Origin of the sequence: Streptomyces purpurascens, assembly GCF_045040895.1 — a bacterium.
Classification (GTDB): domain Bacteria; phylum Actinomycetota; class Actinomycetes; order Streptomycetales; family Streptomycetaceae; genus Streptomyces; species Streptomyces purpurascens.
This window is the reverse complement of the sequence record NZ_CP108341.1, coordinates 3,779,747-3,805,285: the sequence shown is the minus strand read 5'-3', so window position 1 is coordinate 3,805,285 and position 25,539 is coordinate 3,779,747. Positions and strand designations below refer to the sequence as shown.

Sequence of the window (25,539 nt, the reverse complement as noted above, 5' to 3'; positions counted from 1 at the left end):
CCATGCTGTTTTCCAGCAAGGGCAAGCACCGCCGTCCGTCCAAGGCCAGCCGTGCCATCGCCGTCGCCGGTGTCACCGGCGCCGCTGTCGCCGCCCCGCTGATGGCGGCCGGCGGCGCTTCCGCCGCCACCGCCTCCGAGTGGGACGCCGTCGCCCAGTGTGAGGCCGGCGGCAACTGGTCCATCAACACCGGCAACGGCTACTACGGCGGTCTGCAGTTCTCCGCCTCCACCTGGTCCGGCTACGGCGGCACCAAGTACGCCGCCACCGCCGACCAGGCCACCAAGGAGCAGCAGATCGAGATCGGCGAGAAGGTCCTCGCGGGCCAGGGCAAGGGTGCCTGGCCGGTCTGCGGCAAGGGCCTGTCGAACGCCAGCGGCGGCGGCTCCTCCTCGGACGACTCCGGCAGCTCCTCGCAGCAGAGCCAGCAGAGCACCGAGTCCCGCGAGACCCAGCAGCAGCCGGCCTCCCGCTCCGACGAGCGCCCGGCCGCGAAGAAGACCGTCACCACCCCGACCGGCAAGAAGGTCAAGAAGGGCGACGGCGAGTACAAGGTGGCCAAGGGCGACACCCTGAGCTCGATCGCGGCGGACGAGAAGGTCGAGGGCGGCTGGGAGAAGCTGTTCCAGCTGAACAAGGACATCGTCGAGGACGCCAACCTCATCTACCCGGGCCAGCAGCTGCACCTGAAGTAAGCAGCGGCCCACCCCCGTCCCCACGGGCTCCCCGCCCCGGCGCGTGTTCCCCCGTACGCGCCGGGGCGGGGTTTTTTCTGCCGGTCTTTGCGTTCCGGCTTTGTTCCGTTCGGAAACAATTTACTCTCGGTTCTGTCCATGGGGTGGGCGACCCGGTGGCCGATCGGCCGGAGCCGGTTAGGCTCATGTCGCGAGCCACCACGGCCCGCACCTCGCCGGGTCCACGCGACCCGCGAACCCGCGTCACATCAAGAAGGAGATGCTCGTGCCGTCCATCGACGTCGTCGTAGCCCGGGAAATCCTGGACTCCCGAGGCAACCCCACGGTCGAGGTCGAGGTCGGCCTCGACGACGGCAGCACCGGTCGTGCCGCCGTTCCGTCCGGCGCCTCCACGGGCGCCTTCGAGGCCATCGAGCTGCGTGACGGCGACTCGAACCGCTACCTCGGCAAGGGTGTGGAGAAGGCCGTCCTCGCGGTCATCGAGCAGATCGGCCCGGAGCTCGTCGGCTACGACGCCACCGAGCAGCGCCTGATCGACCAGGCGATGTTCGACCTGGACGCCACCGACAACAAGGGCTCCCTCGGCGCCAACGCCATCCTCGGCGTCTCCCTCGCCGTCGCCCACGCCGCCTCCGAGGCCAGCGACCTGCCGCTGTTCCGCTACCTGGGCGGCCCGAACGCGCACCTGCTGCCGGTGCCGATGATGAACATCCTGAACGGCGGCTCGCACGCCGACTCCAACGTGGACATCCAGGAGTTCATGATCGCGCCGATCGGCGCGGAGTCCTTCTCCGAGGCGCTGCGCTGGGGCGCCGAGGTCTACCACACGCTGAAGAAGGTCCTGAAGAGCAAGGGCCTGGCCACCGGCCTCGGCGACGAGGGCGGCTTCGCCCCGAACCTCGGCTCCAACCGCGAGGCCCTCGACCTCATCCTCGAGGCGATCAAGGAGGCCGGCTACACCCCCGGCGAGCAGATCGCCCTCGCCCTCGACGTGGCCGCGTCCGAGTTCTACAAGGACGGCGCCTACACCTTCGAGGGCAAGACGCGCTCCGCCGCCGAGATGACCGAGTACTACGCCGAGCTCGTCGACGCGTACCCGCTGGTCTCCATCGAGGACCCGCTGTTCGAGGACGACTGGGACGGCTGGAAGACCATCACCGAGAAGCTCGGCGAGAAGGTCCAGCTCGTCGGCGACGACCTGTTCGTCACCAACCCCGAGCGCCTCGCCCGCGGCATCGACGAGAACGCCGCCAACGCCCTGCTGGTCAAGGTCAACCAGATCGGCTCGCTGACCGAGACCCTGGACGCCGTCGAGCTGGCCCAGCGCAACGGCTTCAAGTGCATGATGTCCCACCGCTCCGGCGAGACCGAGGACGTCACCATCGCCGACCTGGCCGTCGCCACCAACTGCGGCCAGATCAAGACCGGTGCCCCGGCCCGCTCCGAGCGCGTCGCCAAGTACAACCAGCTGCTGCGCATCGAGGAGATCCTCGACGACGCGGCGGTCTACACTGGCCGCAGCGCCTTCCCGCGCTTCAAGGGCTGACCCGGGCTGACCCGTTAAGGGTCAACCCTGAGCCAGTCGTACGTACGTCCCCGTACTCGGTCCCGTACCGTGTCCGGGGACGTACGCGCGTTGGACGGTGGAGCGGGAGAGCGGGGAGACATGGCCGTGAAGGACCGGGACCGTTTCTCCACCGCGACCAGGATCCGGTTGCTCGGCGAGCAGACCGCGGCCCGGGTCTACCGCTCCCAGACCCGGCGCCAGGCCCGCCGCTCCCGGCTCACCGGCCGGGCCGCGCTGCTCGCCCTGGTGATGTGCACGCTGATCGTGGCCCTCGCCTACCCGATGCGGGAGTACGTCTCCCAGCAAGCCGAGATCGACGATCTCCAGCGCGAACAGCAGCAGGCCCGACAGCGTGTCGAACGGCTGCGCGACCAGAAGGCGCGCTGGCAGGACGACGCGTACGCGGAACAGCAGATCCGGCAGCGGTTGCACTACGTCATGCCGGGGGAGACGGGATTCATCGTCGTCGACCCGCACGCGGCGCGGCAGTCGCACGCCGTGCTCGGGACGGCCGACCGCCCCTGGTACGCGAACGTGTGGGACGGCGTCGACAAGTCCGACGCCTCCGCCCGGTGAACCCGAGGACCAGCCGGCCACCGACTCGAAGATCTGACACTCGAATACCTGACTCAGAGAAAGACAGCCTGAAGACAGTCATGGAAACGCCCCCGCCGACCACCCCGCGCACCGAGCCCACCGACGCGGACGTCGAGGCCTTCAAGCAGCAGCTCGGTCGGCCCCCGCGCGGTCTGCGCGCGATCGCGCACCGGTGCCCGTGCGGGCACCCGGACGTCGTCGAGACGGCACCGCGGCTGCCGGACGGCACGCCGTTCCCCACGCTGTACTACCTGACGTGCCCGCGCGCCGCCTCGGCGATCGGCACGCTGGAGGCGAACGGCGTGATGAAGGAGATGACCGAGCGGCTGGCCTCGGACCCCGAGCTGGCTGCGGCCTACCGGGCGGCGCACGAGGACTACGTCAGGCGTCGGGACGAGATCGAGGAACTGCGGAACTTCCCCAGCGCGGGCGGCATGCCGGACCGGGTGAAGTGCCTGCACGTGCTGGTGGCGCACTCGCTGGCCGCGGGGCCCGGCGTGAACCCGCTCGGCGACGAGGCGATCGAGATGCTGCCGGAGTGGTGGCGCAAGGGCCCGTGTGTGACGAACGCCGAGGAGGCCGCCCAGTGACCCGTGTCGCCGCCGTGGACTGCGGTACGAACTCCATCCGCCTCCTGGTCGCCGATGCCGACCCGGCCACCGGTGAGCTGGTCGACCTGGACCGCCGGATGACGATCGTGCGGCTCGGGCAGGGCGTCGACCGCACCGGCCGGCTCGCCCCCGAGGCACTGCAGCGGACCTTCGCGGCGTGCCGCGAGTACGCCGGGATCATCAAGGAGCACGGGGCGGAGCGGCTGCGGTTCGTGGCGACCTCCGCGTCCCGGGACGCCGAGAACCGCGACGAGTTCGTGCGCGGCGTGCTGGACATCCTGGGCGTCGAGCCCGAGGTGATCTCCGGGGACCAGGAGGCCGAGTTCTCCTTCACCGGCGCCACCAAGGAGCTCGCCGGGGGAGACCACCTCCCGAAGCCCTACCTCGTCGTGGACATCGGCGGCGGCTCGACCGAGTTCGTCGTCGGCGACGACCAGGTGCGCGCGGCGCGCTCGGTGGACATCGGCTGCGTCCGGATGACCGAGCGTCACCTGGTCCGGGACGGCGTGGTGAGCGACCCGCCGTCCGAGGAGCAGATCGCGGCGATGCGGGCGGACATCGAGGCCGCCCTCGACCTCGCCGAGGAGACGGTCCCGCTGCGCGAGGCCCGCACGCTGGTGGGCCTGGCCGGGTCCGTGACGACCGTGTCGGCGATCGCCCAGGAGCTGCCCGAGTACGACTCGGCCGCCATCCACCACTCCCGCGTCTCCCACGACCGGGTCCGCGAGATCACCGAGTGGCTGCTGCGCTCCACCCACGCCGAGCGCGCGGCCGTGCCCTCCATGCACCCGGGCCGGGTCGACGTGATCGCGGCGGGGGCCCTCGTGCTGCTGTCGATCATGGAGCGGATCGGCGCCGAGGAGGTCGTCGTGAGCGAACACGACATCCTCGACGGCATCGCGTGGTCCGTCGCGTAGGCCGCTTCTGAGCAGGCATGGATCACGTTTGAGCGCGTCCGGGGGGCTCCGGTGAACCCCCCGGCGGCAGCTCATCGGAAAAGTTCGTGAAGTTCTTCACAAGGAATTCGGCCCTCGAGAGCGACAAGAGGGGTCCGGTTGACCCATCCGGGGCCCCAAGGTGCCTTTGAACATGTTCAGAAGCATGGTATGGAGGTGCCGGGGAAGGAGCCCGGAGCGGGACTCCGGGGTGGCCTCACGGAGGCCCTTTCCGCCCAGAGAGGCAGCTCACGCGGCATTGACAACGGTCCGGGGTGCACAAAGGAGCCCGGTTGTCACCATGACATGGATCACGCGAGCCGCGGAGGATAACACACACCCTGCCCGAGCTTGTGAAGGGGCGCACGAGCCACCCCCCTGAGGCGGGTGGATACTCGATGGCATGAGCACCACGGAGCGTCCCAGGATCCTCGTAGTAGGCGGTGGGTACGTAGGCCTGTACGCAGCTCGGCGTATCCAGAAGAAGATGCGCTACGGCGAGGCGACCGTCACGGTCGTCGACCCCCGGTCGTACATGACCTACCAGCCCTTCCTCCCCGAAGCCGCCGCCGGCAACATCTCCCCGCGCCACGTCGTCGTCCCGCTGCGACGCGTGCTGCCCAAGGCGGAGGTTCTCACCGGCCGGGTCACCACCATCGACCAGGACCGCAAGGTCGCCACGGTCTCCCCGCTGGTCGGCGAGGCCTACGAGCTGCCCTTCGACTACCTGGTGATCGCGCTCGGCGCGGTCTCCCGCACCTTCCCGATCCCCGGCCTCGCCGAGCAGGGCATCGGCATGAAGGGCGTCGAGGAGGCCATCGGCCTGCGCAACCACGTCCTCGAGCAGCTGGACAAGGCCGACTCCACCACCGACGAGGAGATCCGCCGCAAGGCGCTCACCTTCGTCTTCGTGGGCGGCGGGTTCGCCGGCGCGGAGACCATCGGCGAGGTCGAGGACATGGCCCGCGACGCCGCGAAGTACTACAAGAACGTGTCCCGTGAGGACATGCGCTTCATCCTGGTCGACGCCGCCGACAAGATCCTCCCCGAGGTCGGTCCCAAGCTCGGCAAGTACGGCAAGGAGCACCTCGAGGGCCGCGGCGTCGAGGTCTACCTGTCCACCTCCATGGACTCCTGCGTCGACGGCCACGTGGTGCTGAAGAACGGCCTCGAGGTCGACTCCAGCACCATCGTCTGGACCGCCGGCGTCAAGCCCAACCCGGCCCTGTCCCGCTACGGCCTGCCCCTCGGCCCCCGCGGTCACGTCGACTGCGAGCCGACGCTCCAGGTCAAGGGCACCGACTACATCTGGGCCGCCGGCGACAACGCGCAGGTCCCGGACCTCGTCGGCCGCAAGGCCGGCAACGAGAACGCCTGGTGCCCGCCGAACGCCCAGCACGCGCTGCGCCAGGCCCGGGTCCTCGGCGACAACGTGGTCTCCGGCATGCGGGGCTTCCCGCAGAAGGACTACGCCCACGCCAACAAGGGCGCGGTGGCCGGTCTCGGCCTCCACAAGGGCGTCGCGATGATCGTCATGGGCAAGATGAAGATCAAGCTCAAGGGCCGTCTCGCCTGGTACATGCACCGTGGCTACCACGGTCTGGCGATGCCGACCTGGAACCGCAAGATCCGCGTCTTCGCCGACTGGACCCTGGCGATGTTCCTCAAGCGCGAGGTCGTCTCCCTCGGCGCGATGGAGACGCCGCGCGAGGAGTTCTACGAGGCCGCCAAGCCGGCCCCGGTCGCCGCCGCGCCGAAGGAGAAGACCGAGGAGAAGGCCAAGGCCTCCTGACCCTCCCCCGGTCACCCGCCTGACGAAGGACCTCCCGCCATCCGTGGTGCGGGAGGTCCTTCGGCGTTGAACCGCCCTCACGGCCGGGTGGGCGAAGTGGCGGTTTTGCTCAGACATGACGCGTGCCGGGGACTGCGGTGAGGCCGCGCAGGTGTTTACGTGGTGTCGGACATTCCGGGATTCCCCGTCACGGAGGTGTACACCATGGCAGACGCCGCGCAGCGGCTGCAGGGCCTCTTCACACAGTTGCTGGGAGCACCGCCCCCGGTGCGCGTCCGCGCCTGGGACGGTTCGCAGGCGGGCCCGCCGGGCGCGCCGACCCTGGTCGTACGCAACCGCCGCGCCCTGCGCCGCCTGCTGTGGAAGCCGGGCGAACTGGGTCTGGCCCGCGCCTGGGTGGCGGGCGACCTGGACATCGAGGGCGACCTCTACACCACCCTCGACCTGCTCGCCGGAGACATCTGGGAGCGCGGCGAGGACGCCCGCACCCTCGCCCAGGCCCTGCGCGACCCCGAGGTCCGCTCCGCGATCCGCGGACTCGTCAGGCTCGCCGGGAGCCCGCTGCCGCCCGCCCCGCCTCCCGAGGAGGCCCGCAGCCCTCGCCGTCACCTGCACACCAAGCGCAGCGACAGACGCGCCATCAGCCACCACTACGACGTCGGCAACGACTTCTACGAGATCGTCCTCGGCCCGTCCATGGTGTACTCCTGCGCCTACTGGGACAGCCCGGACAGCACCCTCGAACAGGCCCAGCACGACAAGCTCGAACTCGTCTGCCGCAAGCTCGGCCTGAGCCCCGGTCAGCGGCTGCTCGACGTCGGCTGCGGCTGGGGTTCCATGGCCATCCACGCCGCCCGCGAGCACGGCGTGAGCGTCGTCGGCGTCACGCTCTCGCAGGAGCAGGCCGCCTACGCCCGCAAGCGCGTCGCCGAGGAGGGCCTCACCGACAGGATCGAGATCCGCGTACAGGACTACCGCGACGTCCGCGACGGCCCGTACGACGCGATCTCCTCCATCGGCATGGCCGAACACGTCGGAGCAGACCGGTACCTGGAGTACGCCGACGGCCTGTACGACCTGCTCAAGCCCGGCGGACGGCTCCTGAACCACCAGATCGCCCGCCGCCCGCAGCGGGACGAGACGACGTACGAGGTCGACGCGTTCATCGACTCCTACGTCTTCCCCGGCGGCGAACTCCAGCCCGTCGGCGTCACCGTCTCCCTGCTGGAGCGCGCCGGGTTCGAGGTGCGCGACGTCGAGTCGATCCGCGAGCACTACGCCCTCACGCTGCGGCAGTGGGTCACCCGCCTGGAGGCCGACTGGAAGCGTGCCGTCCAGCTCACCGGCCCCGGCCGCGCCCGCGTCTGGCGCCTGTACATGGCCGCCTGCGCGGTCGCCTTCGAGCGCAACCGCATCGGCGTCAACCAGGTCCTGGCCGTGCGGGCCCCCGAATCCGGGGAGTCGGGCATGCCCCTGCGCGCCCGTACCTGGAACTGACACGGCGAAGGCCCCCTCTCCCGCCGTCGGGAAAGGGGGCCTTCGCCGTTCTCGCTACTCCGCCTTGATCGCTTCCAGCATGTTCAGCCGGGCCGCACGCCGCGCCGGCCACAGCGCCGCGAGGACACCCACCGTCGCGGCCAGCAGCAGGAAGACACCCATCCGCGCCCAGGGCAGGACCAGCGCGTAGGTCGGCATCTTCGAGGCCAGCAGCTCACCGGCCGCCCAGCCGAAGAACACGCCGAGGCCGATGCCCAGCACCCCGCCGAACAGCGAGATCACCAGGGACTCCATACGGACCATCCGCTTGATGCCCTTGCGGTCCAGGCCGATCGCCCGGAGCATGCCGATCTCCTGGGAGCGTTCGAAGACCGACATGGCCAGGGTGTTGATGACCCCGAGGACCGCCACGATCACGGCCATGGCGAGCAGTCCGTAGAGCATGTTCAGCATCAGCGTGAACATCTGCGCGATCTCGTTGGAGATGTCCTTCTTGTCCTGGACCTTGATCGCCGGGTTGTTGTCGAGGGCCTTCTCCAGCTTGTCCTGCGCCGCGGCGGACGCGCCGCCGGAGGTCTTCGCCATGACCTTCATGACGTACGGGTCGGACGTGTGCGGCGCGAGCGTCGACTGGTCGAGCAGGATGCCGCTGAGGTATTCGTTGCTCTCGTAGGTACCGGCGACGGTGAGCCGCTCCTTCTTGCCGTCCTCGAAGGAGACGCTGAAGCTCGAACCGGCCTTCCAGTGGTTGGACTCGGCGGTCGTGCTGTCCACGACGACCTGGGAGCCGCCGACCTTGAACGAGCCGTCGTCGACCTTCGGGCCGGTCAGCTCGCCGATCGCGGCGCCGTTGACGCCGGTCAGGTACTCGTCGGTCTTGCCGTCGACCCGGGCGACGGCGTTGGTCATCGAGCTGGTGGCGGTGACGCCGTCGGTCTGCTTCAGCTTCTTCTCGACGTCCGGGGACAGCGGGTTGCCGTTCGCCATGGACACCACGTAGTCCGCCTTGATCGCGGACGCCGCCATCTTGTCGATGGCCTGCTGGAGGCTGCCCGCCGTCACCGTCATACCGGTGATCAGGGTCAGGCCGATCATCAGCGCGGAGGCGGTGGCGGCCGTACGGCGCGGGTTGCGCACCGAGTTCTGCCGGGCCAGCTTGCCGGCGACGCCGAAGGCGCGCAGCAACGGCGCCGCGGCGGCGATCAGCGGCCGGGACAGCAGCGGGGTCAGGATGAACACGCCGATGATCAGCAGTACCGCGCCGAGGCCCATGGGCATCTGGCCGTCCGAGCCGTCCATGGTCGTGGCCACCAGGACCACCGCGATGCCGGCGGCCGAGAACAGGGTGCCCAGCGTGTTGCGCAGCACCAGCGACTTGGTCGTGGCCTTGGCGTGCACGCTGCTCATGGCCGCGACCGGCGGGATCTTCGCGGCCCGGCGGCCCGGCAGCCACGCCGCCAGCATGGTCACCAGGATGCCGACGGCGAACGCGGCGGCGATCGTGGCCGGCTTGATGACCAGCGGGCCGTCGGGCACGGTCGCGCCGAACGAACCCATCAGGGAGCGCAGTCCGGCCCCGATGCCGATGCCCGCGACCAGACCGGTGACGGCGGCGACCGCCCCGACCACGAACGCCTCGATCAGCACCGAGCGCGTCACCTGCCGGCGCGAGGCACCGACCGCCCGCATCAGCGCCAGCTCCTTGGTGCGCTGGGCGACCAGCATGGTGAAGGTGTTGGCGATGATGAACGTGCCGACGAACAGGGCGATGCCGGCGAAGACCAGCAGAGCCGTCTGCATGCCGCTCATCGACCGGGAGATGGTCTCCGCCTGGTCGTCGGCGAGCTGCTTGCCGGTGGTGGTCTGGACAGTTCCCTCGGGCAGCGCCTTGTCCAGCTCCGCCTTGAGTGCGGCCTGCGAGACGCCCGGCTTCGCCGTGACGTTGATCTGGTCGTAGACGCCCGCCTTGCCGAACTGCTGCTGCGCGGTCGCCGTGTCGAACAGGGTCAGGCTGCCGCCGGCCGCGACGTTGCCGTCGTCGGTGGTGAAGATGCCGGCGATCTTCGGGGTCAGGACCGGCCCGTCGACCGACATGCGTACGGTGTCGCCGACCTCGTACCCGGCGCGCTTCGCCGTCTCGGAGTCGATGAGGATCTCACCCGCGCCCTTGGGCGCGTGCCCGCTCGCCAGCGGGTAACGGGGGTCCTTGTCGCCCCAGTAGTTGCCGCCCTGCGACTGGAAGCCCTGGCCGATCAGCTTGCCGTCCTTGTCGGCGATGGCGGTGAAGCCCTGCACGACCCCGATGGCGGACGCGGCACCGGGAACCCGCTCACTCTTGTCGAGCACGGCCCGGTTCAGGTCGTGGACCTTGCCGACCCGGTCGCCCTCGGAGTCCTGGTAGTCCGATGTCACGGCGACGTCGACCCGGTCGAAGCCCTTGGCGGAGCTCTTCTGGAAGGCGTCGGAGATGGTGTTGGTGAAGACCAGGGTCCCCGACACGAAGGCCACGCCGAGCATCACGGCGAGGACGGTCATCAGGAGCCGGGCCTTGTGCGCGAGCACGTTGCGCAAGGCGGTACGGAACATGGGTTCTTCTTCTCAGTCCTGTCGGTCCTGACGGGGGATCAGCTGGTGCGGCCCTTGGCGTCGAACGCCTTCATGCGGTCGAGCACCGAGTCGGCCGTCGGCCCGTGCATCTCGTCGACGATCCGGCCGTCCGCGAGGAAGACGACCCGGTCCGCGTAGGCCGCGGCCACTGGGTCGTGAGTCACCATCACCACCGTCTGGCCCAGCTCCCGCACGGAGTTGCGCAGGAAGCCCAGCACCTCGGCGCCGGAGCGCGAGTCGAGGTTTCCGGTGGGCTCGTCACCGAAGATGATCTCGGGCTTGGAGGCCAGCGCCCGTGCCACGGCGACGCGTTGCTGCTGACCGCCCGACAACTGCGAGGGCCGGTGGCCCAGCCGGTCCGCCAGGCCGACCATCCGGATGACGGAGTCCAGCCACTGCTTGTCCGGCTTGCGGCCCGCGATGTCCATCGGGAGGGTGATGTTCTCCAGGGCCGTCAGGGTCGGCAGCAGATTGAACGCCTGGAAGATGAAGCCGATCTTGTCCCGGCGCAGCTTGGTCAGCTGCTTGTCCTTCAGGGAGCCGAGCTCGGTGTCGCCGATGCGCACCGACCCGGAGGAGAAGGAGTCGAGACCGGCCACGCAGTGCATCAGGGTCGACTTGCCGGAGCCGGAGGGGCCCATGATCGCGGTGAACTCGGCCTGCCGGAAGTCGGCGGAGACCCGGTCCAGGGCGACCACCTGGGTCTCACCCTGCCCATAGATCTTCGAGAGATCCGTGGCGCGCGCGGCCACGGTGGTGGCCCGGTCGGCGAGGGAAGCGGTGGTCACGGGATGGCACTCCTGTCGGACGGTGGTGCGGTCAGGGGGATGTGATCCATCGTCCGGGTCCCCGGCCGCCGTGTAGTCACCCGTAGTTCCCGTTCCGGGGGCCGACTTCGGTCTGACCGCGAGGGGGAGTGTCATACCTGGGGATGACGAACGCCCCTGAGTGGCCCCGGTCTCGGGAACCTGAGAGGTCCGGATGTCGAGAACAGGTGGAGTGCCCTCGTTCGGGCGGTGAAATTCCGTCATTCCGTATGCGGCGCCCACCGCCGCACGCAAGGCTATTGGCAAGTGCGGATGGCGCGTTCCGTGTGCTGATGCACCCTCAGACGTCAATAAAATAAGACAACATCGGTCCGTGCTTCCGCTGTTCGGGGGATCCGTCCCGATAGTCTCGGAACCTCGACGCGGAGCCCATGGCCTGCCCGGATGGTGGAATGCAGACACGGCGAGCTTAAACCTCGCTGCCCCTTCGCGGGCGTGCCGGTTCGAGTCCGGCTCCGGGCACCTTCCGACTCCTGCATGGTTCATTGAAGACTTCACGGCACGCCCGTTGACAGCGGGCGCATGCCGTCGGAAACTCACATCCGGCAGTGGTGAAAGAATTTTCACCACGCGAACATGCCTTCACGAACCTGAGAGAGAAGGTGCCCGATGCGCACCACCGTCGGCATCATCGGAGCCGGCCCCGCCGGCCTCCTCCTCGCCCGGCTGCTCCACAACGCGGGCATCGACTCCGTCGTCCTGGAGAGCCGCGACCGTGCCTACGTCGAACGGCGGCAGCGGGCCGGGATCCTGGAGCAGGGCACGGCCGACGTGCTGCGCGCGGCCGGCGCCGGGGAGCGCATGGACCGCGAGGGCCTGCGCCACGACGGCATCGAACTGCGCTTCGACCGCCGACGCCACCGCGTCGACTTCCCCGCCCTCACCGGTGGCCGGTCCGTGATGGTCTACGCCCAGACCGAGGTCTGCAAGGACCTCATCGCCCTCCAGCTCCAGGAGGGCGGCCCGCTGCTGTTCGAGGCGGAGGCGCTGGCCGTGGAGGACGCCGGCACCGACGCCCCGCGCGTCCGCTTCCGGCACGAGGGCCGCGAGGACGCCCTGGAGTGCGAGTACGTCGTCGGCTGCGACGGCTTCTGGGGCGTGGCCCGCAAGGCGATCCCGGCCGAACTGACCCAGGTCTTCGAACGGACGTACCCCTTCGGCTGGCTCGGCATCCTCGCCGACGTACCGCCCTCGCACGACGAGCTCGTCTACGCCCGCCACGACCGCGGCTTCGCCCTCCTCTCCCTGCGCTCGCCGTCCGTCTCCCGCCTCTACCTCCAGGTGCCCGACGGCACCGACGCCGAGGCGTGGAGCGACGAGGAGATCTGGGACGAGCTGGAGCGCCGCTTCGAGACCGCCGACGACTGGCGCCTCGAGCGCGGCCCGATCACCCAGAAGTCCGTCACCCCGATGCGCTCCTACGTCCACGAGCCCATGCGTCACGGCCGCCTCTTCCTCGCCGGTGACGCGGCGCACATCGTGCCGCCGACCGGCGCCAAGGGGCTGAATCTCGCCGTAGGCGATGTCGTGACGTTCGCTCGGGCCCTGACGCACCGGAAGGAGACCGGTTCGGCGGAACTGCTGGACGCCTATTCGCGGACCTGTCTGCGCCGGATCTGGCAGGCCGAGCGGTTCTCCTACGACATGACGACCCTGCTGCACCGCGCCCCCGGCGCGACCGGCTTCGAGGACCGGCTCCAGCTCGCCCGGCTGGAGCGGATCGCCTCCAGCCGCGCCGCCGAGACCGACCTGGCGGAGGGGTACACGGGCTTCCCCTTCGGATGAGGTTCGGGCGAGGTGATGAGTGACCCCCTCCGGTGAGGGGAATCACGAAGCCGCGTAGCGTGTTGGGCAGCACGATGAGGGAAAGATCCTCCCCAAGCACTAGGGTCATTCCTTTGCCTACCTATTACTCTTGAGCCAAGGCCATGACGTGTGGCCATGGAGGAGTGAAATGAGGAGCAGAAACCCGGTCTTCTCGCGACGGGGGTTCAGCCGCGACAACGGCTACGCGGGCTTCAACACCGCGCCGCAGGCCGGGGGTCCCGCTGTCGCCACGCAGGGCAACCCGTACGCGCAGCCGACGGGCGACCAGTACGCGCAGAACCCGTACGCGCAGAACCCTTACGCCCAGCAGGACCTGCAGCACGGCGCGCCGCCGCAGGCGCCGGCCACCACCGGCCGGATGACCATCGACGACGTCGTCCTGCGCACGGCGAGCACGCTCGGTGTGCTCATCCTCACCGCCGCGCTCTCCTGGGCCCTGCTGCCCATCGACGACGCCAACATCAGCCGTAGCTACGGCATCGGTATCGGCGCCGCGCTGATCGGCATGGTCCTGGCGTTCGTGCAGTCCTTCAAGCGCAAGGCCTCGCCCGCGCTGATCCTGACGTACGCCGCGTTCGAGGGTGTCTTCCTCGGCGTCGTCTCCAACATCGTCGACAACCGCATCGCCGACGGCGCGGCCATGCAGGCCGTGATCGGCACCATGGCGGTCTTCGCCGGTGTGCTGATCGCGTACAAGGCCGGCTGGATCCGCGTCAACCGCCGTTTCTACGGCTTCGTGATGGCGGCCGCGCTCGGCTTCATCCTGCTGATGACCGTGAACCTGCTGTTCGCGGTGTTCGGCGGCGGTGACGGCCTCGGCTTCCGCAGTGGTGCCCTCGGCGTCGTCTTCGGCGTCATCGGCATCATCCTCGGCGCCTGCTTCCTCGCCCTGGACTTCAAGCAGGTCGAGGACGGCATCGCCTACGGTGCTCCGCGCGAGGAGGCGTGGTTCGCGGCCTTCGGCCTCACGCTGACGCTGGTCTGGATCTACCTGGAGTTCCTGAGGCTCATCTCGATCCTCAACAGCAGCGACTAGTACGGCAAGTCCTGACCGTCGTACGCGATAGGGCCCCGGCTTCGGCCGGGGCCCTTGTCGTTGTCTCACGTGGTCCGGACGGTGTCGTCGTCGAGACGGTGCGCGCCTAGAGCAGTTTGCGCGCGGCCCTCCTCAGGTCGTACTCATGGATGATCGCCTTGGCGTGGCCGTAGGCCAGGTTGTGTTCGTGCCGGAGCCAGCTGACCTTTTCCTCGAAGCGGAAGAGTGCCGGGCCATCTTCGACGGTGCGAAGCCAGTCGGTGATCTCACGACCGGTGCAGTGCGGGATGCGGGCGAGCATGTTGCGATGGGTCTCTTCGGAGAAGACTTGGGACATCGGCGCCTCCGGACGCTGGGATGTAAGCCGGTCCTTCAGGTCACCGTGCCTGAGTGTTCGCCCGTTGGCAACAGTCCCGGTGCGACGCGTACGCTCGCGGCGTGGTTGATACGACGCCTCTGACCCGTGCGGTGGATCACTTCGCCGATCGTTTGAGGGCCGCGCCCCAGAGCCGGCTGCAGCGGGGCGCTGCCGCCGAGGCTCTCGGGCTGGCCCGGGAGTTGGCCCGGAGGGCGCAGGCTCTCGAGGAGCCGGGTGTGGAGCCTCGGGAGATGCCGGATGCGGGGATGTTTGCTGCCGCAGATCAGATCACCGTTGCCGGGCATGATCTGGCCGTGGTGATTCCCGGTGATGCCGATGTCGATGACGCGGTGCGGGTGGTGGAGGAGGCGCAGAAGCGGGCGGGGGTCTAGCGCCGTTCGCGGGTGCGGGTGCGGTGTGCTTGCTCGCGCAGTTCCCCGCGGCCCCTGAACTACAGGGACGAGATGACCCGGTCCGCCAGGATGTAGACGTTCTCCTCGCCGCACTCGAACGTCAGGGTGTAGGCGCCCGCGATGCCGGAGCCGCCGAGGAGGACGGGGGTCTCGCCCGCGCGCAGGGCCGTGGCGAGGTGCTCCGCGGTTTCGCGGTGGCCCGGGGTCATGCACAGGGTCGTGCCGTCGGCGAAGACGTAGACGTCGAGGGTGCCCAGCGGGCCCGGGCGGACGTCCGTCAGCTCCACGCGGGAGGAGGCCAGCTCCTCCAGGGTGGCGACCGTGCGCTCGTGGTCGTTCACCACGGGCGACTGCGCCGGCACGAAGTCCGGGTGGGAGGGGTGACGGCGGCGGGCCGCGGCCAGCTCCGGGGACTCGCCGGCCGGCTCCTCGCTGTCGGCGCCGGGCTCGGACACCGGCTCCAGACCCGCGAAATCGGCCTGCCGGGGCAGGAACAGATCGTGGTCGGGCAGACCCAGCAGGGACGGTGCGTCGGAGGCGTCACGGGTCTCCTGGGCGGCCCAGAACGCCCGCGCCTCGGCGAGCTCCCGCTCCCGTTCCTCGGCGAGCGCCGCGGCCACGGCGGCGCGTATCTCCTCGGCGTCGGCCTGGGTGCGGGCGGCCGGCAGCAGCGCACGGGTGGTGGCGGCACGGTTCTCGGCCAGCGCGGTGTGCAGGGCCGCGACCTGTCGCCGCAGCTGCAGGACGGTGCGCAGGACGGCAACACCCACGGCGCCCGTGGCGGCCGTGGTGACCAGCAACGCGATCGGCATGGCGCTCACTGACGTACTCCCGGTTCAAAGTCGACCCCCGACTTCCTACATCAGCTTGAAGGGCGGACTAACCAGCTGTCAGTGCGTAACGTCACCAAACGGACAGGGTATCGGCCTCGGGGGAGGGGGTGTGGCTGCTGTGACCTGCGCTTCTCCCCGGGCGGAGGGAGATAGGTCACATCCTGGGGGAGATTGGATCACAAAACGGCCCGGAACCCTGGAGCTTCCGGGGTTCCGGGCCAATGCCTCACAGCCGGTGCCATGGCGGCTACGGTGCGGTGCTCAGCTGAGGCGCTCGATGACCATGGCCATGCCCTGGCCGCCGCCGACGCACATCGTCTCCAGACCGAACTGCTTGTCGTGGAACTGGAGGGAGTTGATGAGCGTGGTGGTGATGCGGGCGCCGGTCATGCCGAAGGGGTGGCCGACGGCGATGGCACCGCCGTTGACGTTCAGCTTCTCCAGCGGGATGCCCAGGTCGCGGTAGGAGGGGATCACCTGGGCGGCGAACGCCTCGTTGATCTCGACCAGGTCGATGTCGTCGATCGACAGGTTCGCGCGGCGCAGCGCCTGCTTGCTCGCCTCGACCGGGCCGAGGCCCATGATCTCGGGGGAGAGGCCGGAGACGCCGGTGGACACGATGCGGGCGAGCGGGGTGAGGCCGAGCTCGCGGGCCTTGGTGTCGGACATGATCACGAGCGCGGCGGCGCCGTCGTTCAGCGGGCAGCAGTTGGCGGCGGTGACCAGGCCGTCCGGGCGGAAGACCGGCTTGAGGCCCTGGACGCCTTCCAGGGTGACGCCGGCGCGGGGGCCGTCGTCCTTGGCGACGACCGTGCCGTCGGGGAGCGTCACCGGGGTGATCTCACGCTCCCAGAAGCCGTTCTTGATGGCTTCCTCGGCGAGGTTCTGCGAGCGGACGCCGAACTCGTCCATGTCCTGGCGGGTGACGCCCTTGGAGCGGGCCAGGTTCTCGGCGGTCTGGCCCATCGCGATGTACGGGTCGGGCAGCAGGCCGTCCTCGCGCGGGTCGTGCCAGGTCGAGCCCTCGGACTGGGCGGTCTCGACGGTGCGGGCCTCGGCGTCGGCGAAGAGGGGGTTGTGCGTGTCGGGCAGGCCGTCGGAGCTGCCCTTCGCGTACCGGGAGACGGTCTCCACACCGGCCGAGATGAAGACGTCGCCCTCGCCCGCCTTGATGGCGTGCAGGGCCATGCGGGAGGTCTGCAGGGAAGAGGAGCAGTACCGGGTGACGGTACAGCCCGGCAGGTGGTCCATCCCCATCTGCACGGCCACGATGCGGCCGAGGTTGTGGCCCTGCTCGCCGCCGGGCAGGCCGCAGCCGAGCATCAGGTCGTCGATGTCCTTCGGGTCCAGCTCGGGGACCTTGGCCAGGGCGGCCTGGACGATCGTGGCGGTCAGGTCGTCCGGGCGGAGGTCCTTGAGAGAGCCCTTGACGGCGCGGCCGATGGGGGAGCGGGCGGCTGAGACGATCACGGCTTCGGGCATCACGGCTCCATTGACGTACCGGGTGGTCTGGCTGGGCTGTCTGGGAAGTTACCCGTACGTATGGGCTGGGTCACGGGTCTCGCGGTGTGACCCTGGCCGCAGTTTACTAAGCGCTTGCTTTCCCTGGCCTCAGTTCGAGGGCGTGGCAGGCGCCGGCTCCTGCTCGGGTACCCGCCGGCGCCGCCGGCGCTTCAGCAGGGCCCAGGGCCCCCGCGACCCGGTCGGCATCGCCGCCGCGACCTCCGTGCCCGCCTCCGAGGCGGCCTCCGCCGCCGCCCGGGCCACCGGCAGGAAGCCCTCGCGACGGGAGGCGTCCGGGCGCTCCTCCTCGGCCGGCCACAGGCCGAGCGAGGCGCAGACACTCGGCAGGACCGCCATCGCCGCCGTCGCATAGCCCTCGGCGGACGGGTGGTAGCTGTCGGGGCCGAACAGCTCGCGCGGGTTCTCGGCGAACTCGGGGCCCAGGAGGTCGCCCAGGGACACGGTGCGGCCGCCCTGCTCGACGACTCCGATCGTCTGGGCGGCCGCCAGCTGGCGGGAGGCCCGTCGCGCCAGCCAGCGCAACGGCTGCCGGACCGGCTCGATCGTGCCCAGGTCGGGACAGGTGCCCACCACGACCTCCGCACCGGCCGTGCGCAGCCGCCGTACCGCCGACGCCAGGCAGCGCACCGAGCGGGTCGGGGGCATGCGGTGGGTGACGTCGTTCGCGCCGACCATGATCACGCAGATGTCGGGCACCGGATCGGGGTCGGCAAGCACCAGGGCCACCTGGCGGTCCAGGTCGTCCGAACGGGCCCCGGGCGTCGCCACCGTGCGCAACTCCACCGGGCATTCCGCCAGCGCCGCGAGCCCCGACGCCAGCAGCGCGCCCGGCGTCTGCCCTGACCGGTGCACGCCCTGGCCCGCCGCCGTGGAGTCGCCCAGCATCGTCAGCCGCAGCGGCGCCTCACCCGGGTCGGCGTACGCACGGCCGTACAGCCCGTCCGCGTTCGGCACGTGACCGGACGTGCCGTTGCCCACCCGGCGCCGCGCCAGCTGCACCTCCGCCAGCACAAGACCCACGGCGGCCGCTCCCGCCAGACCGATCCCGCCGCCGCCGTACGCCGCGCCGGCCGCGATCCGCCGGGCCACCCTCGCCCTCGACATGCTCGTCATGCGTCGCCGCCACCTCCTCGAACCCGTACACCCAGTGCTTGCCCCGTACAGGCCGTCGCCCAATCTCAACGCGGAGTGAACGACCTTCACGGACCACGGGCAGCACATAGGCTGGCGGCACCACTCAGACCACTTCTTCTGCGGCATCCGGAGACAACGGTGCAGTTCCACGACTCGATGATCAGCCTCGTCGGCAACACCCCGCTGGTGAGGCTCAACAGCGTGACCAAGGGCATCAGGGCGACCGTCCTGGCCAAGGTGGAGTACTTCAACCCCGGCGGCTCCGTGAAGGACCGCATCGCCCTGCGCATGATCGAGGCCGCCGAGGAGAGCGGCGCGCTCGAGCCCGGCGGCACGATCGTCGAGCCGACCAGCGGCAACACCGGGGTCGGACTCGCCATCGTCGCCCAGCAGAAGGGGTACAAGTGCATCTTCGTGTGCCCCGACAAGGTGAGCACCGACAAGATCAACGTGCTGCGCGCGTACGGCGCCGAGGTCGTCGTGTGCCCGACCGCGGTGGACCCCGAGCACCCGGACTCCTACTACAACGTCTCCGACCGGCTGGTCCGTGAGACGCCGGGTGCCTGGAAGCCCGACCAGTACTCCAACCCCCACAACCCGCTCTCCCACTACCACTCCACCGGCCCCGAGCTGTGGAAGCAGACGGAGGGGAGGATCACCCACTTCGTGGCGGGCGTGGGCACCGGCGGCACCATCTCCGGGACCGGTCGCTACCTGAAGGAGATCAGCGACGGCGCGGTGCAGGTCGTCGGCGCCGACCCCGAGGGCTCCGTCTACTCCGGCGGGTCCGGGCGGCCGTACCTCGTCGAGGGCGTCGGTGAGGACTTCTGGCCGACCGCCTACGACCGGACCGTCGCGGACGAGATCGTCGCCGTGTCCGACAAGGACTCCTTCCAGATGACCCGCCGCCTGGCCAAGGAGGAGGGCCTCCTGGTCGGCGGCTCCTGCGGCATGGCGGTCGTCGCCGCGCTGGAGGTCGCCGGGCGGCTCGGCCCGGACGACGTCGTGGTGGTGCTGCTGCCGGACAGCGGGCGCGGCTACCTCAGCAAGATCTTCAACGACGAGTGGATGGCCGACTACGGCTTCCTCGAGGACTCGGGCCCGAGCGCCCGCGTCGCCGACGTCCTCGCCGACAAGGAGGGCGACCGCATGCCCTCCCTTGTCCACATGCACCCGGACGAGACGGTCGGCCAGGCCATCGACGTGCTGCGCGAGTACGGCGTCTCGCAGATGCCGGTCGTCAAGCCGGGCGCGGGCCACCCCGACGTGATGGCCGCCGAGGTCGTCGGCTCGGTCGTGGAACGCGAGCTGCTGGACGCGCTGTTCAGTAAGAGCGCCTCGCTCGACGACCCGCTGGAGAAGCACCTGTCCGGCCCGCTGCCCCAGGTCGGCTCCGGCGAACCGGTCGAGGACCTGATGGCCGTACTGGGCAAGGCGGACGCCGCGATCGTCCTGGTCGAGGGCAAGCCGACCGGTGTGGTCAGCAGGCAGGACCTGCTCTCCTTCCTCGCCAGGACCGGGAAAGTGGCGGCGAACGCCCGGTGAACCACCCGTGAACCGGGTGAACTTGCGGCGTCCGTGATCTTCGTGGACTTCGCGGAAGTGGTACGAGCGCGTCACGTTCGCGCAGCACCCGCTTAACACGAGTCCTGCACATTGGTGGGTGTCGGCAGGGCGGGAGCGGCTCCCCGCCCCGGCCGACGCCGTAGGCGTCAAGGACCTCCGGAGCGGCTCCCGGACCTCCATGGACCCTACTGACGCGCCAGCCCGGCCCTGACCAGGCCCGCGTCCCTCGCGGGGACCGCCGTCGTCCCGCCCCCCCGAACAGGGGGTGCGGCGGTCCCCGCGCATTTTTCTTCCCGGCCTCAGCCGGCCCGGCTCGTCGCCCAACTCCCCAGCAGCGCCAGTCGCTCCGCCGTCTCCGAGCCCGGGTCCGGTGTGTAGGCGACGATCGTCTGGTCCGGGGCCCCGGGGATCGCGAGGGTCTCGTACGGGAGCGTCAGCAGGCCGGTGACCGGGTGCCGGAGGTGTTTCACACCGTGGTCGCAGGGCTTGACCAGGTGGTCGGCCCACAGGCGGCGGAAGTCCTCACTGGCGCGGGAGAGTTCGGCGACGAGTTCCCCGGTGGCCGCGTCCCCGGGGTGGTGGCCCGCCTGCAGGCGCAGGTGGGCGACCGTCTGGCCCGCGATCGCGGCCCAGTTCGGATAGAGGTCGCGGGCGGTGGGGTCGAGGAAGACGCGGCGCGGGATGTTGCGCTCGTCGGAACCGGGGCCGCTGAAGTCGAGCAGGGCGTCGGCGAGCGCGTTCCAGCCGAGCACGTCCATGCGGTGGTCCAGGACGTACGCCGGATTGCGGTCCATGCCGTCCAGGAGCAGCTGGACACCCGGGCGCACCCGGGACGCGGCCGGAGCGCTCCCGGCCCGGCGGGGCCGGGCGACCGCGCGCAGATACGCGTGTTCCGCCTCGTCCAGCCGCAGCACCCGCGCGACCGCGTCCAGCACGGCGTCCGACACTCCCCCGGACTTGGTCCGGGAGGGGTCCCCGGGGCCCCTGCCCTGCTCCAGGCGTACGTAGTAGTCGACGCTCACCCCGGCCAGCTGCGCCACCTCCTCGCGGCGCAGACCCGGGACACGGCGGCGGCCGTAGGAGGGCAGCCCCACCTCCTCCGGCTGGATACGGGCGCGGCGCGAGCGCAGGAAGTCTCCCAGTTCTCCGTCCATGCCTTCGAGCCTAGGCGCCCCGCGCACGGCGAACCTGGTACTGGCAGACCCAGGAAAAGCGCCCCCCTGGGTACGGCGGCCGACGGCCCCGAGGGTGGTGACGAGGCCGGGGAGACGCCCCGGCAGCCATCGAGGGGAAGCCCCATGTCGTACGAGAACCTGGCAGGCCGTACCGCCGTCGTCACCGGAGCCGCGAGCGGGATCGGCGAGGCCATCGCCGTCCTGCTGGCCGACCGGGGCGCACGGGTGGCCCTGCTGGCCCGGCGTGAGGAACGGCTGACGGCGCTCGCCGGGAAGATCCGGGCCGGCGGCGGTCAGGCCCTGGCCGTCGTCGCGGACGTCACCGACGAGGCGTCCGTGGCGGCCGCCGCCGACCGGATCCACACGGAGTACGGGCCCGTCGACCTGGTCGTCAACGCCGCCGGCGTCATGCTGCCGCACCCCGTCGAGGCCCGGCGCGCCGACGAGTGGCAGCGGATGCTCGACACCAACGTCGCCGGCGTGCTGCGGATCATCGGCGCCTTCACCGGCGACCTGGTGGACGCGGCGGCGGACGGCCGTACGGCCGACATCGTGAACATCTCGTCCATCGCCGCGCACATCAGCTTCCCGAACTACGCGGTGTACGGCGCGACCAAGGCGGCCGTCACCTACCTGTCGGAGTCCCTGCGCGGCGAGTTCGGGCCGCGGGACGTCCGGGTCACCAACATCGAGCCCGGGTTCGTCGAGAGCGAGCTGCTCACCCACATCGGCGACGCGGAACTGGCCCGGCAGGTGGAGGACATGCGGGAGCAGGTGGGCGCGCTGTCCGCCGAGGAGCTGGCCGACCTGGTGGCCTACGCGACCAGCCGGCCGCGCCGGGTCAACCTGCGGCAGATCGTCGCGCTGCCCACCCGGCAGGCCTGAACGGCGTGCGCCCGCTCAGTCCTCCCAGCCGCTGTTCTGGGAGGACCTGCGGCGGCCGAACAGGTCCGGGTTGGTGCGGACGGCCTGGACGAGGTTGACGCCCACGATGCCGGCCCAGGCGACGAGCATGCCGGGCAGCTGGGCCACGCCCCCGCCGATCGCGGACAGCGGCACCGCGAGGACCAGGGAGACGATGCCGAAGCCGAAGCGCTCGCCCCAGGAGTCCGTGGGCCGCGGCGACCGGGAGTCCCGGGCCGTCTGCATCTGCTGCTCGGCGAGCTGCCGGCGCACCCGGCGGTCCACCGCGCCGTCGATCCGCTGGTCGACCTTCTCCAGGAACGAGTCGACCAGCGCGGACTCGTACTCCTCGCCCAGTTCCCTGCGTGCGTGCAGGCTGGCGTCGAGTTCCTTCTTCAGCTCGGTGTCCCGCGCGTCCATTCCGGTCATGAGACCCACGGTAGAAAGAAGCGACGCCGGCCGCACTGGGGTTAGCCCCCCTGTCGGGACGGGGGCGGCCCTCCACTCCCGCTTGCCGGTCTGCATATGCTCATGCAGAATCCTCAGCTACTGAATAGGCGAGGGGGAGCACGTCATGAGCGTGACCGACAGCCCTGCCGCGCGGCTCCAGGCGCTCTTCGAGGGCCACCGGCTGACGCCGACCCAGCGGCGCATCGCGCACAGCATGGTGCGGCGGGCCGCCGACGTGCCGTTCCTGTCGAGTGTGGAGCTCGCCGAACTGGCCGGGGTCAGCCAGCCGTCCGTGACCCGCTTCGCCGTGGCTCTGGGCTTCGACGGCTACCCGGCCCTGCGCCGCCATCTGCGCGAGGTCGCCCCGGCCGAACCCGTGGCGGACGCCGGGTCCGTCAACGAGTACCAGCAGGCCGTCGAGGCCGAGATCGAGAACCTGCGCCACCTGGCCGAGGCCCTGGCCGACACCGGGCCCGTGCAGCGGGCCGGGCGCCTCCTCGCGGCCTCCCGTCCGCTCCCCGTTCTCGGCCTGCGGGCGGCGGCAGCCCAGGCGCACGGCTTCGCCTACTTCGCCGCCAAGGTCCACTCCGACGTACGGCTGCTCAACGAGGGCGGCACGATGCTCCAGGACCGCATCGACGCCGCCGTCCGGGCCGGTGCGACCGCACTGCTCTGTTTCGCGCTGCCCCGGCATCCCCGCGAGGTCCTCGACACCCTCGCCCATGCGAAGGAGGCCGGGCTGACCGTCGTCACGGTCGCCGACTCCGCCTTCGCACCGGTCGCCAAGGTGTCCGACCTGCTGATCCCCGCCGCGGTCGGCACCGGCCTGGCCTTCGACACGGCCTGCGCGCCGATGCTGCTCGGCCGGGTGCTGCTCGAGGCGATGTGCGACGACCTGCCCGACGCCCAGTCCCGCCTGGAGGAGTTCGACGCCAAGGCGGCGGCACGGGGCCTGTTCGTGGACTGACGGCACGCGCGTCGCCTTCTCAGACTCGTCTCACGTCGCGTCGCTAACGTGCGTCTCCTGCACCACCCTTCAGACGCTTCGGAGACCGACGGAGGCTGAACGTGACGCGCGGAGGACAAGGGCTGGCTCGGGTCGCCGTCGTCGTACGGGCGGGGGCCGCCCCCCTGTGGTGGCTGGGCGTGTGCGCCGCGGGCGTCGGCGTCCTCGCACCGGGACTGACCGGCCGCCGCATCGGCGTCCTGGCCGGGGCGGCGCTGTTCGTCCTGGCGACGGCCGTGGTGGCCTACGGCGGCCGCAAGCGCTACGTCACCCTGGCCGCCTCCGCGTCCCGCGCCGGCAAGCACGACGTACTCCAGGACCGCGCGGTGACGGTACGCAACTGGCGCCGCCACCACCGCTGGTGGCTCCTCCTCGCCTTCCTCGCCGCCCTGGGCGCCGCCTTCGCCCTCCCGGCCGCGGGCGGCCTGCTCCTGGCCGGCTGCGGAGCGGGCCTGTGGCTGAAGGCGGCGTGGCTGGGCCGCCGGGAGCGGGCCGGCGAGGCGTTGGTGTGGGTGCGGGTGGACTGGCTGCGCGGGGGCGCGGGCAGCCCGGCGGGCAAGCAGGTGAAGGCGTACCGCAGCACGGGCATCGCGGCGGGGGACGCGGCGCCGGGCGGGGCGAGAAGGAAATCACCGGCGCTCGTGTAGCGGGGCGGGGGCGCACGCCCTGCTTCTCAGGCGCGCGGGGAACCGCGCGAACAGCCACAACGCACCCGCACGTCGGGAACTACGAAAGCCCCCACGGCGCCCGGCCGCTCAACAGCGCCTCCACATGCGCCCCACCAGACTCCGCCACGACCTCCTCCACCGTCTGCGCCTCCCGCACGACCGCGAAGGCCACGCCGCCCTCCCCATCCGGCCCGAACCCATAAACCCCGGGCCGGACAAGGGAGTTGTACCCGTAGTGATGCGCGAAGTAGTACGCCCCCGTATCCAGCGCCGCCGCATGATCCCCCTGCTCCAGCACCGGCATGGACCGCCCCTCCGCCAGCAGATCCCCCGCGAAACAGGCCGGCCCCGCGACGTCCTGCACGACGACGGGCCCCTCCTTCACCCGCCCCTTCGTGTCGTACGCCGCGATCCTCAGCGGCCAGCTCTCCGGCGCGTACACCGTCCGCGTGGCGACCTGCACTCCGGCATGCGTCACCGCGACCGCCCGCCCGCCGGAGGACTTCGCGTACTCGACCCGCGCCACCACCGTGCCGTGCTTGGCCAGCAGCGACCGCCCGAACTCCGTGACCAGCCCGTACCGCCCGTCGAACAGCCCCGGCACCTCCTCGGCCAGCATCCGCGCGTACTGCGCGTACGTGGGCGTCGTCGCGTCCGACGCGAAGTTCACCGGCAGGCCGCCGCCGATGTCGAGCGTGTCGATCTGCCGCCGCCCGATCCGCCGGTTGATCTCCTCGGCGAGCGCGTACACCTCCGCGACTCCCCGGGCCAGCAGCGACAGCGGAATGCCCTGGGAGCCGGTGTGCGCGTGCAGCCGGGTCAGCCACGGGCGGTCCTGGTACGCCCGCACGACCCACTCCCGCGCCCCCTCGTCGCGCAGCGCCACCCCGAACTTCGACGTCGCCGTGGCCGTCGAGGTCGCCCCGATCGAACCCCCGCCGACCTGCGGATTCACCCGGATCCCGAGGGGGGAGCGGCTGTCGGCGGAGCCGATGAGGGCGTCGATGCGGTCCAGCTCCTGCGGGTTGTCCGCGTTGACGGCGATGCCCAGCTCCAGCGCCTCGCGCAGTTCTGCCGGTGTCTTGGCGGGTGAGTCGAGGACCGTCATCTCCGGGCCCAGCCCCGCCGCCCGTGCCAGCGCCAGCTCACCCGGGCTCGCCACCTCCGCTCCGATGCCCTCCTCGCGCAGCAGCCGCAGCACCGGCACCAGCGGGGTCGCCTTCACCGCGAAGGCGTGCAGCACGGGCGTGCCCGGTGCCACGACCGCGTCGAACGCCGCCCGCAGCTCCGCCGCCGACTCCCGGATGCCGGTGATGTCCAGCAGCCCGACGACGGGGCTGCCGGCCCCGATCAGTCCCTGCTCGACGGCGGCCCGTACCGCCTCGTCCCGCCGGGCCGCCCGTCCGGCGCCCAAGTCGCCTGCCTGAATGTCGTCATCCATGGATCCAGCCAAACATCCACGGCACCGCCGCGCCGACCTCCCGATGTATTGACTAGCTCTATTCAGGCGGCCAGGAT

General features: G+C 70.7%; 23 protein-coding genes and 1 tRNA gene. 15 read left to right on the top strand and 9 right to left on the bottom strand.

What is annotated here, in order from left to right:
- The first annotated feature begins 2 nt into the window (after positions 1 to 2).
- The 7 genes from OHU35_RS17170 (at position 3) to OHU35_RS17140 (ending at position 7,694) form a co-directional block, all read left to right on the top strand.
- Positions 3 to 695, top strand: a complete 693-nt coding sequence (locus OHU35_RS17170; RefSeq protein WP_405505838.1) for a transglycosylase family protein — start codon at positions 3 to 5, stop codon at positions 693 to 695.
- Positions 696 to 960: 265 nt separating this feature from the next.
- Positions 961 to 2,241 carry a phosphopyruvate hydratase gene (gene eno / locus OHU35_RS17165; protein ID WP_405505836.1) on the top strand — a complete coding sequence of 427 codons (1,281 nt, stop codon included), beginning with the start codon at positions 961 to 963 and terminating at the stop codon, positions 2,239 to 2,241.
- A gap of 120 nt (positions 2,242 to 2,361) precedes the next feature.
- A complete protein-coding gene (locus tag OHU35_RS17160) occupies positions 2,362 to 2,838 on the top strand; it encodes a septum formation initiator family protein (RefSeq protein ID WP_189726765.1) in 477 nt (158 codons plus the stop codon).
- Between the two features lie 80 nt (positions 2,839 to 2,918).
- The gene (locus OHU35_RS17155) at positions 2,919 to 3,449 is read left to right on the top strand and encodes a DUF501 domain-containing protein (RefSeq protein WP_189726764.1); all 531 of its coding nucleotides are present in this window, start codon (positions 2,919 to 2,921) and stop codon (positions 3,447 to 3,449) included.
- The gene (locus OHU35_RS17150; protein ID WP_405505834.1) at positions 3,446 to 4,387 is read left to right on the top strand and encodes an exopolyphosphatase; all 942 of its coding nucleotides are present in this window, start codon (positions 3,446 to 3,448) and stop codon (positions 4,385 to 4,387) included. The genes OHU35_RS17155 and OHU35_RS17150 overlap by 4 nt, the downstream gene beginning before the upstream one ends.
- A gap of 421 nt (positions 4,388 to 4,808) precedes the next feature.
- A complete protein-coding gene (locus tag OHU35_RS17145; RefSeq protein ID WP_184598197.1) occupies positions 4,809 to 6,197 on the top strand; it encodes an NAD(P)/FAD-dependent oxidoreductase in 1,389 nt (462 codons plus the stop codon).
- Between the two features lie 204 nt (positions 6,198 to 6,401).
- Positions 6,402 to 7,694 (top strand): class I SAM-dependent methyltransferase, encoded by a 1,293-nt coding sequence (locus tag OHU35_RS17140; RefSeq protein ID WP_405505832.1) that lies wholly within the window; start codon positions 6,402 to 6,404, stop codon positions 7,692 to 7,694.
- Positions 7,695 to 7,748: 54 nt separating this feature from the next.
- On the opposite strand, the gene OHU35_RS17135 is transcribed toward OHU35_RS17140, so the two are convergent.
- A complete protein-coding gene (locus tag OHU35_RS17135; protein ID WP_405505830.1) occupies positions 7,749 to 10,280 on the bottom strand; it encodes an ABC transporter permease in 2,532 nt (843 codons plus the stop codon).
- Between the two features lie 38 nt (positions 10,281 to 10,318).
- Positions 10,319 to 11,089, bottom strand: a complete 771-nt coding sequence (locus OHU35_RS17130) for an ABC transporter ATP-binding protein (protein WP_189726760.1) — start codon at positions 11,087 to 11,089, stop codon at positions 10,319 to 10,321.
- 417 nt (positions 11,090 to 11,506) lie between these two features.
- On the opposite strand from OHU35_RS17130, the gene OHU35_RS17125 reads away from it, so the two are divergent.
- The 3 genes from OHU35_RS17125 (at position 11,507) to OHU35_RS17115 (ending at position 13,991) form a co-directional block, all read left to right on the top strand.
- Positions 11,507 to 11,590, top strand: a tRNA-Leu gene (locus OHU35_RS17125).
- Positions 11,591 to 11,737: 147 nt separating this feature from the next.
- Positions 11,738 to 12,913 (top strand): 4-hydroxybenzoate 3-monooxygenase, encoded by a 1,176-nt coding sequence (locus OHU35_RS17120; RefSeq protein WP_405505828.1) that lies wholly within the window; start codon positions 11,738 to 11,740, stop codon positions 12,911 to 12,913.
- A 169-nt stretch (positions 12,914 to 13,082) separates the two neighbouring features.
- Complete coding sequence (locus tag OHU35_RS17115) at positions 13,083 to 13,991, top strand: Bax inhibitor-1/YccA family protein (RefSeq protein ID WP_189726758.1); 909 nt, start codon at positions 13,083 to 13,085, stop codon at positions 13,989 to 13,991.
- A gap of 106 nt (positions 13,992 to 14,097) precedes the next feature.
- On the opposite strand, the gene OHU35_RS17110 is transcribed toward OHU35_RS17115, so the two are convergent.
- Positions 14,098 to 14,328: a DUF4287 domain-containing protein gene (locus OHU35_RS17110; protein WP_142163328.1), complete on the bottom strand. Its 231-nt coding sequence runs from the start codon at positions 14,326 to 14,328 to the stop codon at positions 14,098 to 14,100.
- A gap of 101 nt (positions 14,329 to 14,429) precedes the next feature.
- On the opposite strand from OHU35_RS17110, the gene OHU35_RS17105 reads away from it, so the two are divergent.
- Positions 14,430 to 14,741: a hypothetical protein gene (locus OHU35_RS17105; protein WP_189726757.1), complete on the top strand. Its 312-nt coding sequence runs from the start codon at positions 14,430 to 14,432 to the stop codon at positions 14,739 to 14,741.
- Between the two features lie 59 nt (positions 14,742 to 14,800).
- On the opposite strand, the gene OHU35_RS17100 is transcribed toward OHU35_RS17105, so the two are convergent.
- The 3 genes from OHU35_RS17100 to OHU35_RS17090 all read right to left on the bottom strand — a co-directional run bounded on the left by OHU35_RS17100 (position 14,801) and on the right by OHU35_RS17090 (position 18,232).
- The gene (locus OHU35_RS17100) at positions 14,801 to 15,583 is read right to left on the bottom strand and encodes a hypothetical protein (RefSeq protein WP_405505826.1); all 783 of its coding nucleotides are present in this window, start codon (positions 15,581 to 15,583) and stop codon (positions 14,801 to 14,803) included.
- Positions 15,584 to 15,856: 273 nt separating this feature from the next.
- Positions 15,857 to 17,077 (bottom strand): acetyl-CoA C-acetyltransferase, encoded by a 1,221-nt coding sequence (locus tag OHU35_RS17095; RefSeq protein ID WP_189726755.1) that lies wholly within the window; start codon positions 17,075 to 17,077, stop codon positions 15,857 to 15,859.
- Between the two features lie 129 nt (positions 17,078 to 17,206).
- A complete protein-coding gene (locus tag OHU35_RS17090; protein WP_189726754.1) occupies positions 17,207 to 18,232 on the bottom strand; it encodes an SGNH/GDSL hydrolase family protein in 1,026 nt (341 codons plus the stop codon).
- A gap of 159 nt (positions 18,233 to 18,391) precedes the next feature.
- On the opposite strand from OHU35_RS17090, the gene OHU35_RS17085 reads away from it, so the two are divergent.
- Positions 18,392 to 19,798, top strand: coding sequence for a cystathionine beta-synthase (locus tag OHU35_RS17085; protein WP_405505823.1), 1,407 nt, complete (start codon positions 18,392 to 18,394; stop codon positions 19,796 to 19,798).
- A gap of 320 nt (positions 19,799 to 20,118) precedes the next feature.
- On the opposite strand, the gene OHU35_RS17080 is transcribed toward OHU35_RS17085, so the two are convergent.
- On the bottom strand, positions 20,119 to 20,973 hold the full coding sequence (locus tag OHU35_RS17080; protein ID WP_189726752.1) for a helix-turn-helix transcriptional regulator: 855 nt from the start codon (positions 20,971 to 20,973) through the stop codon (positions 20,119 to 20,121).
- A gap of 144 nt (positions 20,974 to 21,117) precedes the next feature.
- Here OHU35_RS17080 and OHU35_RS17075 point away from each other — a divergent pair, with 144 nt between their 5' ends.
- Positions 21,118 to 21,879: an SDR family oxidoreductase gene (locus OHU35_RS17075; RefSeq protein WP_189726751.1), complete on the top strand. Its 762-nt coding sequence runs from the start codon at positions 21,118 to 21,120 to the stop codon at positions 21,877 to 21,879.
- A gap of 15 nt (positions 21,880 to 21,894) precedes the next feature.
- Here OHU35_RS17075 and OHU35_RS17070 read toward each other — a convergent pair whose 3' ends face one another.
- Positions 21,895 to 22,317, bottom strand: coding sequence for a hypothetical protein (locus tag OHU35_RS17070; RefSeq protein WP_189727056.1), 423 nt, complete (start codon positions 22,315 to 22,317; stop codon positions 21,895 to 21,897).
- A gap of 154 nt (positions 22,318 to 22,471) precedes the next feature.
- On the opposite strand from OHU35_RS17070, the gene OHU35_RS17065 reads away from it, so the two are divergent.
- Both OHU35_RS17065 and OHU35_RS17060 read left to right on the top strand, forming a co-directional pair.
- Positions 22,472 to 23,314 (top strand): MurR/RpiR family transcriptional regulator, encoded by an 843-nt coding sequence (locus tag OHU35_RS17065; RefSeq protein ID WP_405505821.1) that lies wholly within the window; start codon positions 22,472 to 22,474, stop codon positions 23,312 to 23,314.
- 101 nt (positions 23,315 to 23,415) lie between these two features.
- Positions 23,416 to 24,000 (top strand): hypothetical protein, encoded by a 585-nt coding sequence (locus tag OHU35_RS17060; RefSeq protein WP_405505820.1) that lies wholly within the window; start codon positions 23,416 to 23,418, stop codon positions 23,998 to 24,000.
- A gap of 79 nt (positions 24,001 to 24,079) precedes the next feature.
- On the opposite strand, the gene OHU35_RS17055 is transcribed toward OHU35_RS17060, so the two are convergent.
- Positions 24,080 to 25,462 (bottom strand): diaminopimelate decarboxylase, encoded by a 1,383-nt coding sequence (locus tag OHU35_RS17055; protein ID WP_405505819.1) that lies wholly within the window; start codon positions 25,460 to 25,462, stop codon positions 24,080 to 24,082.
- Positions 25,463 to 25,539: the final 77 nt, after the last annotated feature.

Bases quoted from the DNA above. Each gene is read 5' to 3' on its own strand.
- OHU35_RS17160 (WP_189726765.1), top strand. From the start codon at position 2,362: ATGGCCGTGAAGGACCGGGACCGTTTCTCCACCGCGACCAGGATCCGG.
- OHU35_RS17140 (WP_405505832.1), top strand. From the start codon at position 6,402: ATGGCAGACGCCGCGCAGCGGCTGCAGGGCCTCTTCACACAGTTGCTG.
- OHU35_RS17115 (WP_189726758.1), top strand. From the start codon at position 13,083: ATGAGGAGCAGAAACCCGGTCTTCTCGCGACGGGGGTTCAGCCGCGAC.
- OHU35_RS17075 (WP_189726751.1), top strand. From the start codon at position 21,118: ATGTCGTACGAGAACCTGGCAGGCCGTACCGCCGTCGTCACCGGAGCC.
- OHU35_RS17145 (WP_184598197.1), top strand. From the start codon at position 4,809: ATGAGCACCACGGAGCGTCCCAGGATCCTCGTAGTAGGCGGTGGGTAC.
- OHU35_RS17135 (WP_405505830.1), bottom strand. From the start codon at position 10,280: ATGTTCCGTACCGCCTTGCGCAACGTGCTCGCGCACAAGGCCCGGCTC.
- OHU35_RS17080 (WP_189726752.1), bottom strand. From the start codon at position 20,973: ATGGACGGAGAACTGGGAGACTTCCTGCGCTCGCGCCGCGCCCGTATC.
- OHU35_RS17170 (WP_405505838.1), top strand. From the start codon at position 3: ATGCTGTTTTCCAGCAAGGGCAAGCACCGCCGTCCGTCCAAGGCCAGC.
- OHU35_RS17065 (WP_405505821.1), top strand. From the start codon at position 22,472: ATGAGCGTGACCGACAGCCCTGCCGCGCGGCTCCAGGCGCTCTTCGAG.
- OHU35_RS17090 (WP_189726754.1), bottom strand. From the start codon at position 18,232: ATGACGAGCATGTCGAGGGCGAGGGTGGCCCGGCGGATCGCGGCCGGC.
- OHU35_RS17095 (WP_189726755.1), bottom strand. From the start codon at position 17,077: ATGCCCGAAGCCGTGATCGTCTCAGCCGCCCGCTCCCCCATCGGCCGC.
- OHU35_RS17055 (WP_405505819.1), bottom strand. From the start codon at position 25,462: ATGGATGACGACATTCAGGCAGGCGACTTGGGCGCCGGACGGGCGGCC.
- OHU35_RS17110 (WP_142163328.1), bottom strand. From the start codon at position 14,328: ATGTCCCAAGTCTTCTCCGAAGAGACCCATCGCAACATGCTCGCCCGC.
- OHU35_RS17120 (WP_405505828.1), top strand. From the start codon at position 11,738: ATGCGCACCACCGTCGGCATCATCGGAGCCGGCCCCGCCGGCCTCCTC.
- OHU35_RS17070 (WP_189727056.1), bottom strand. From the start codon at position 22,317: ATGGACGCGCGGGACACCGAGCTGAAGAAGGAACTCGACGCCAGCCTG.
- OHU35_RS17155 (WP_189726764.1), top strand. From the start codon at position 2,919: ATGGAAACGCCCCCGCCGACCACCCCGCGCACCGAGCCCACCGACGCG.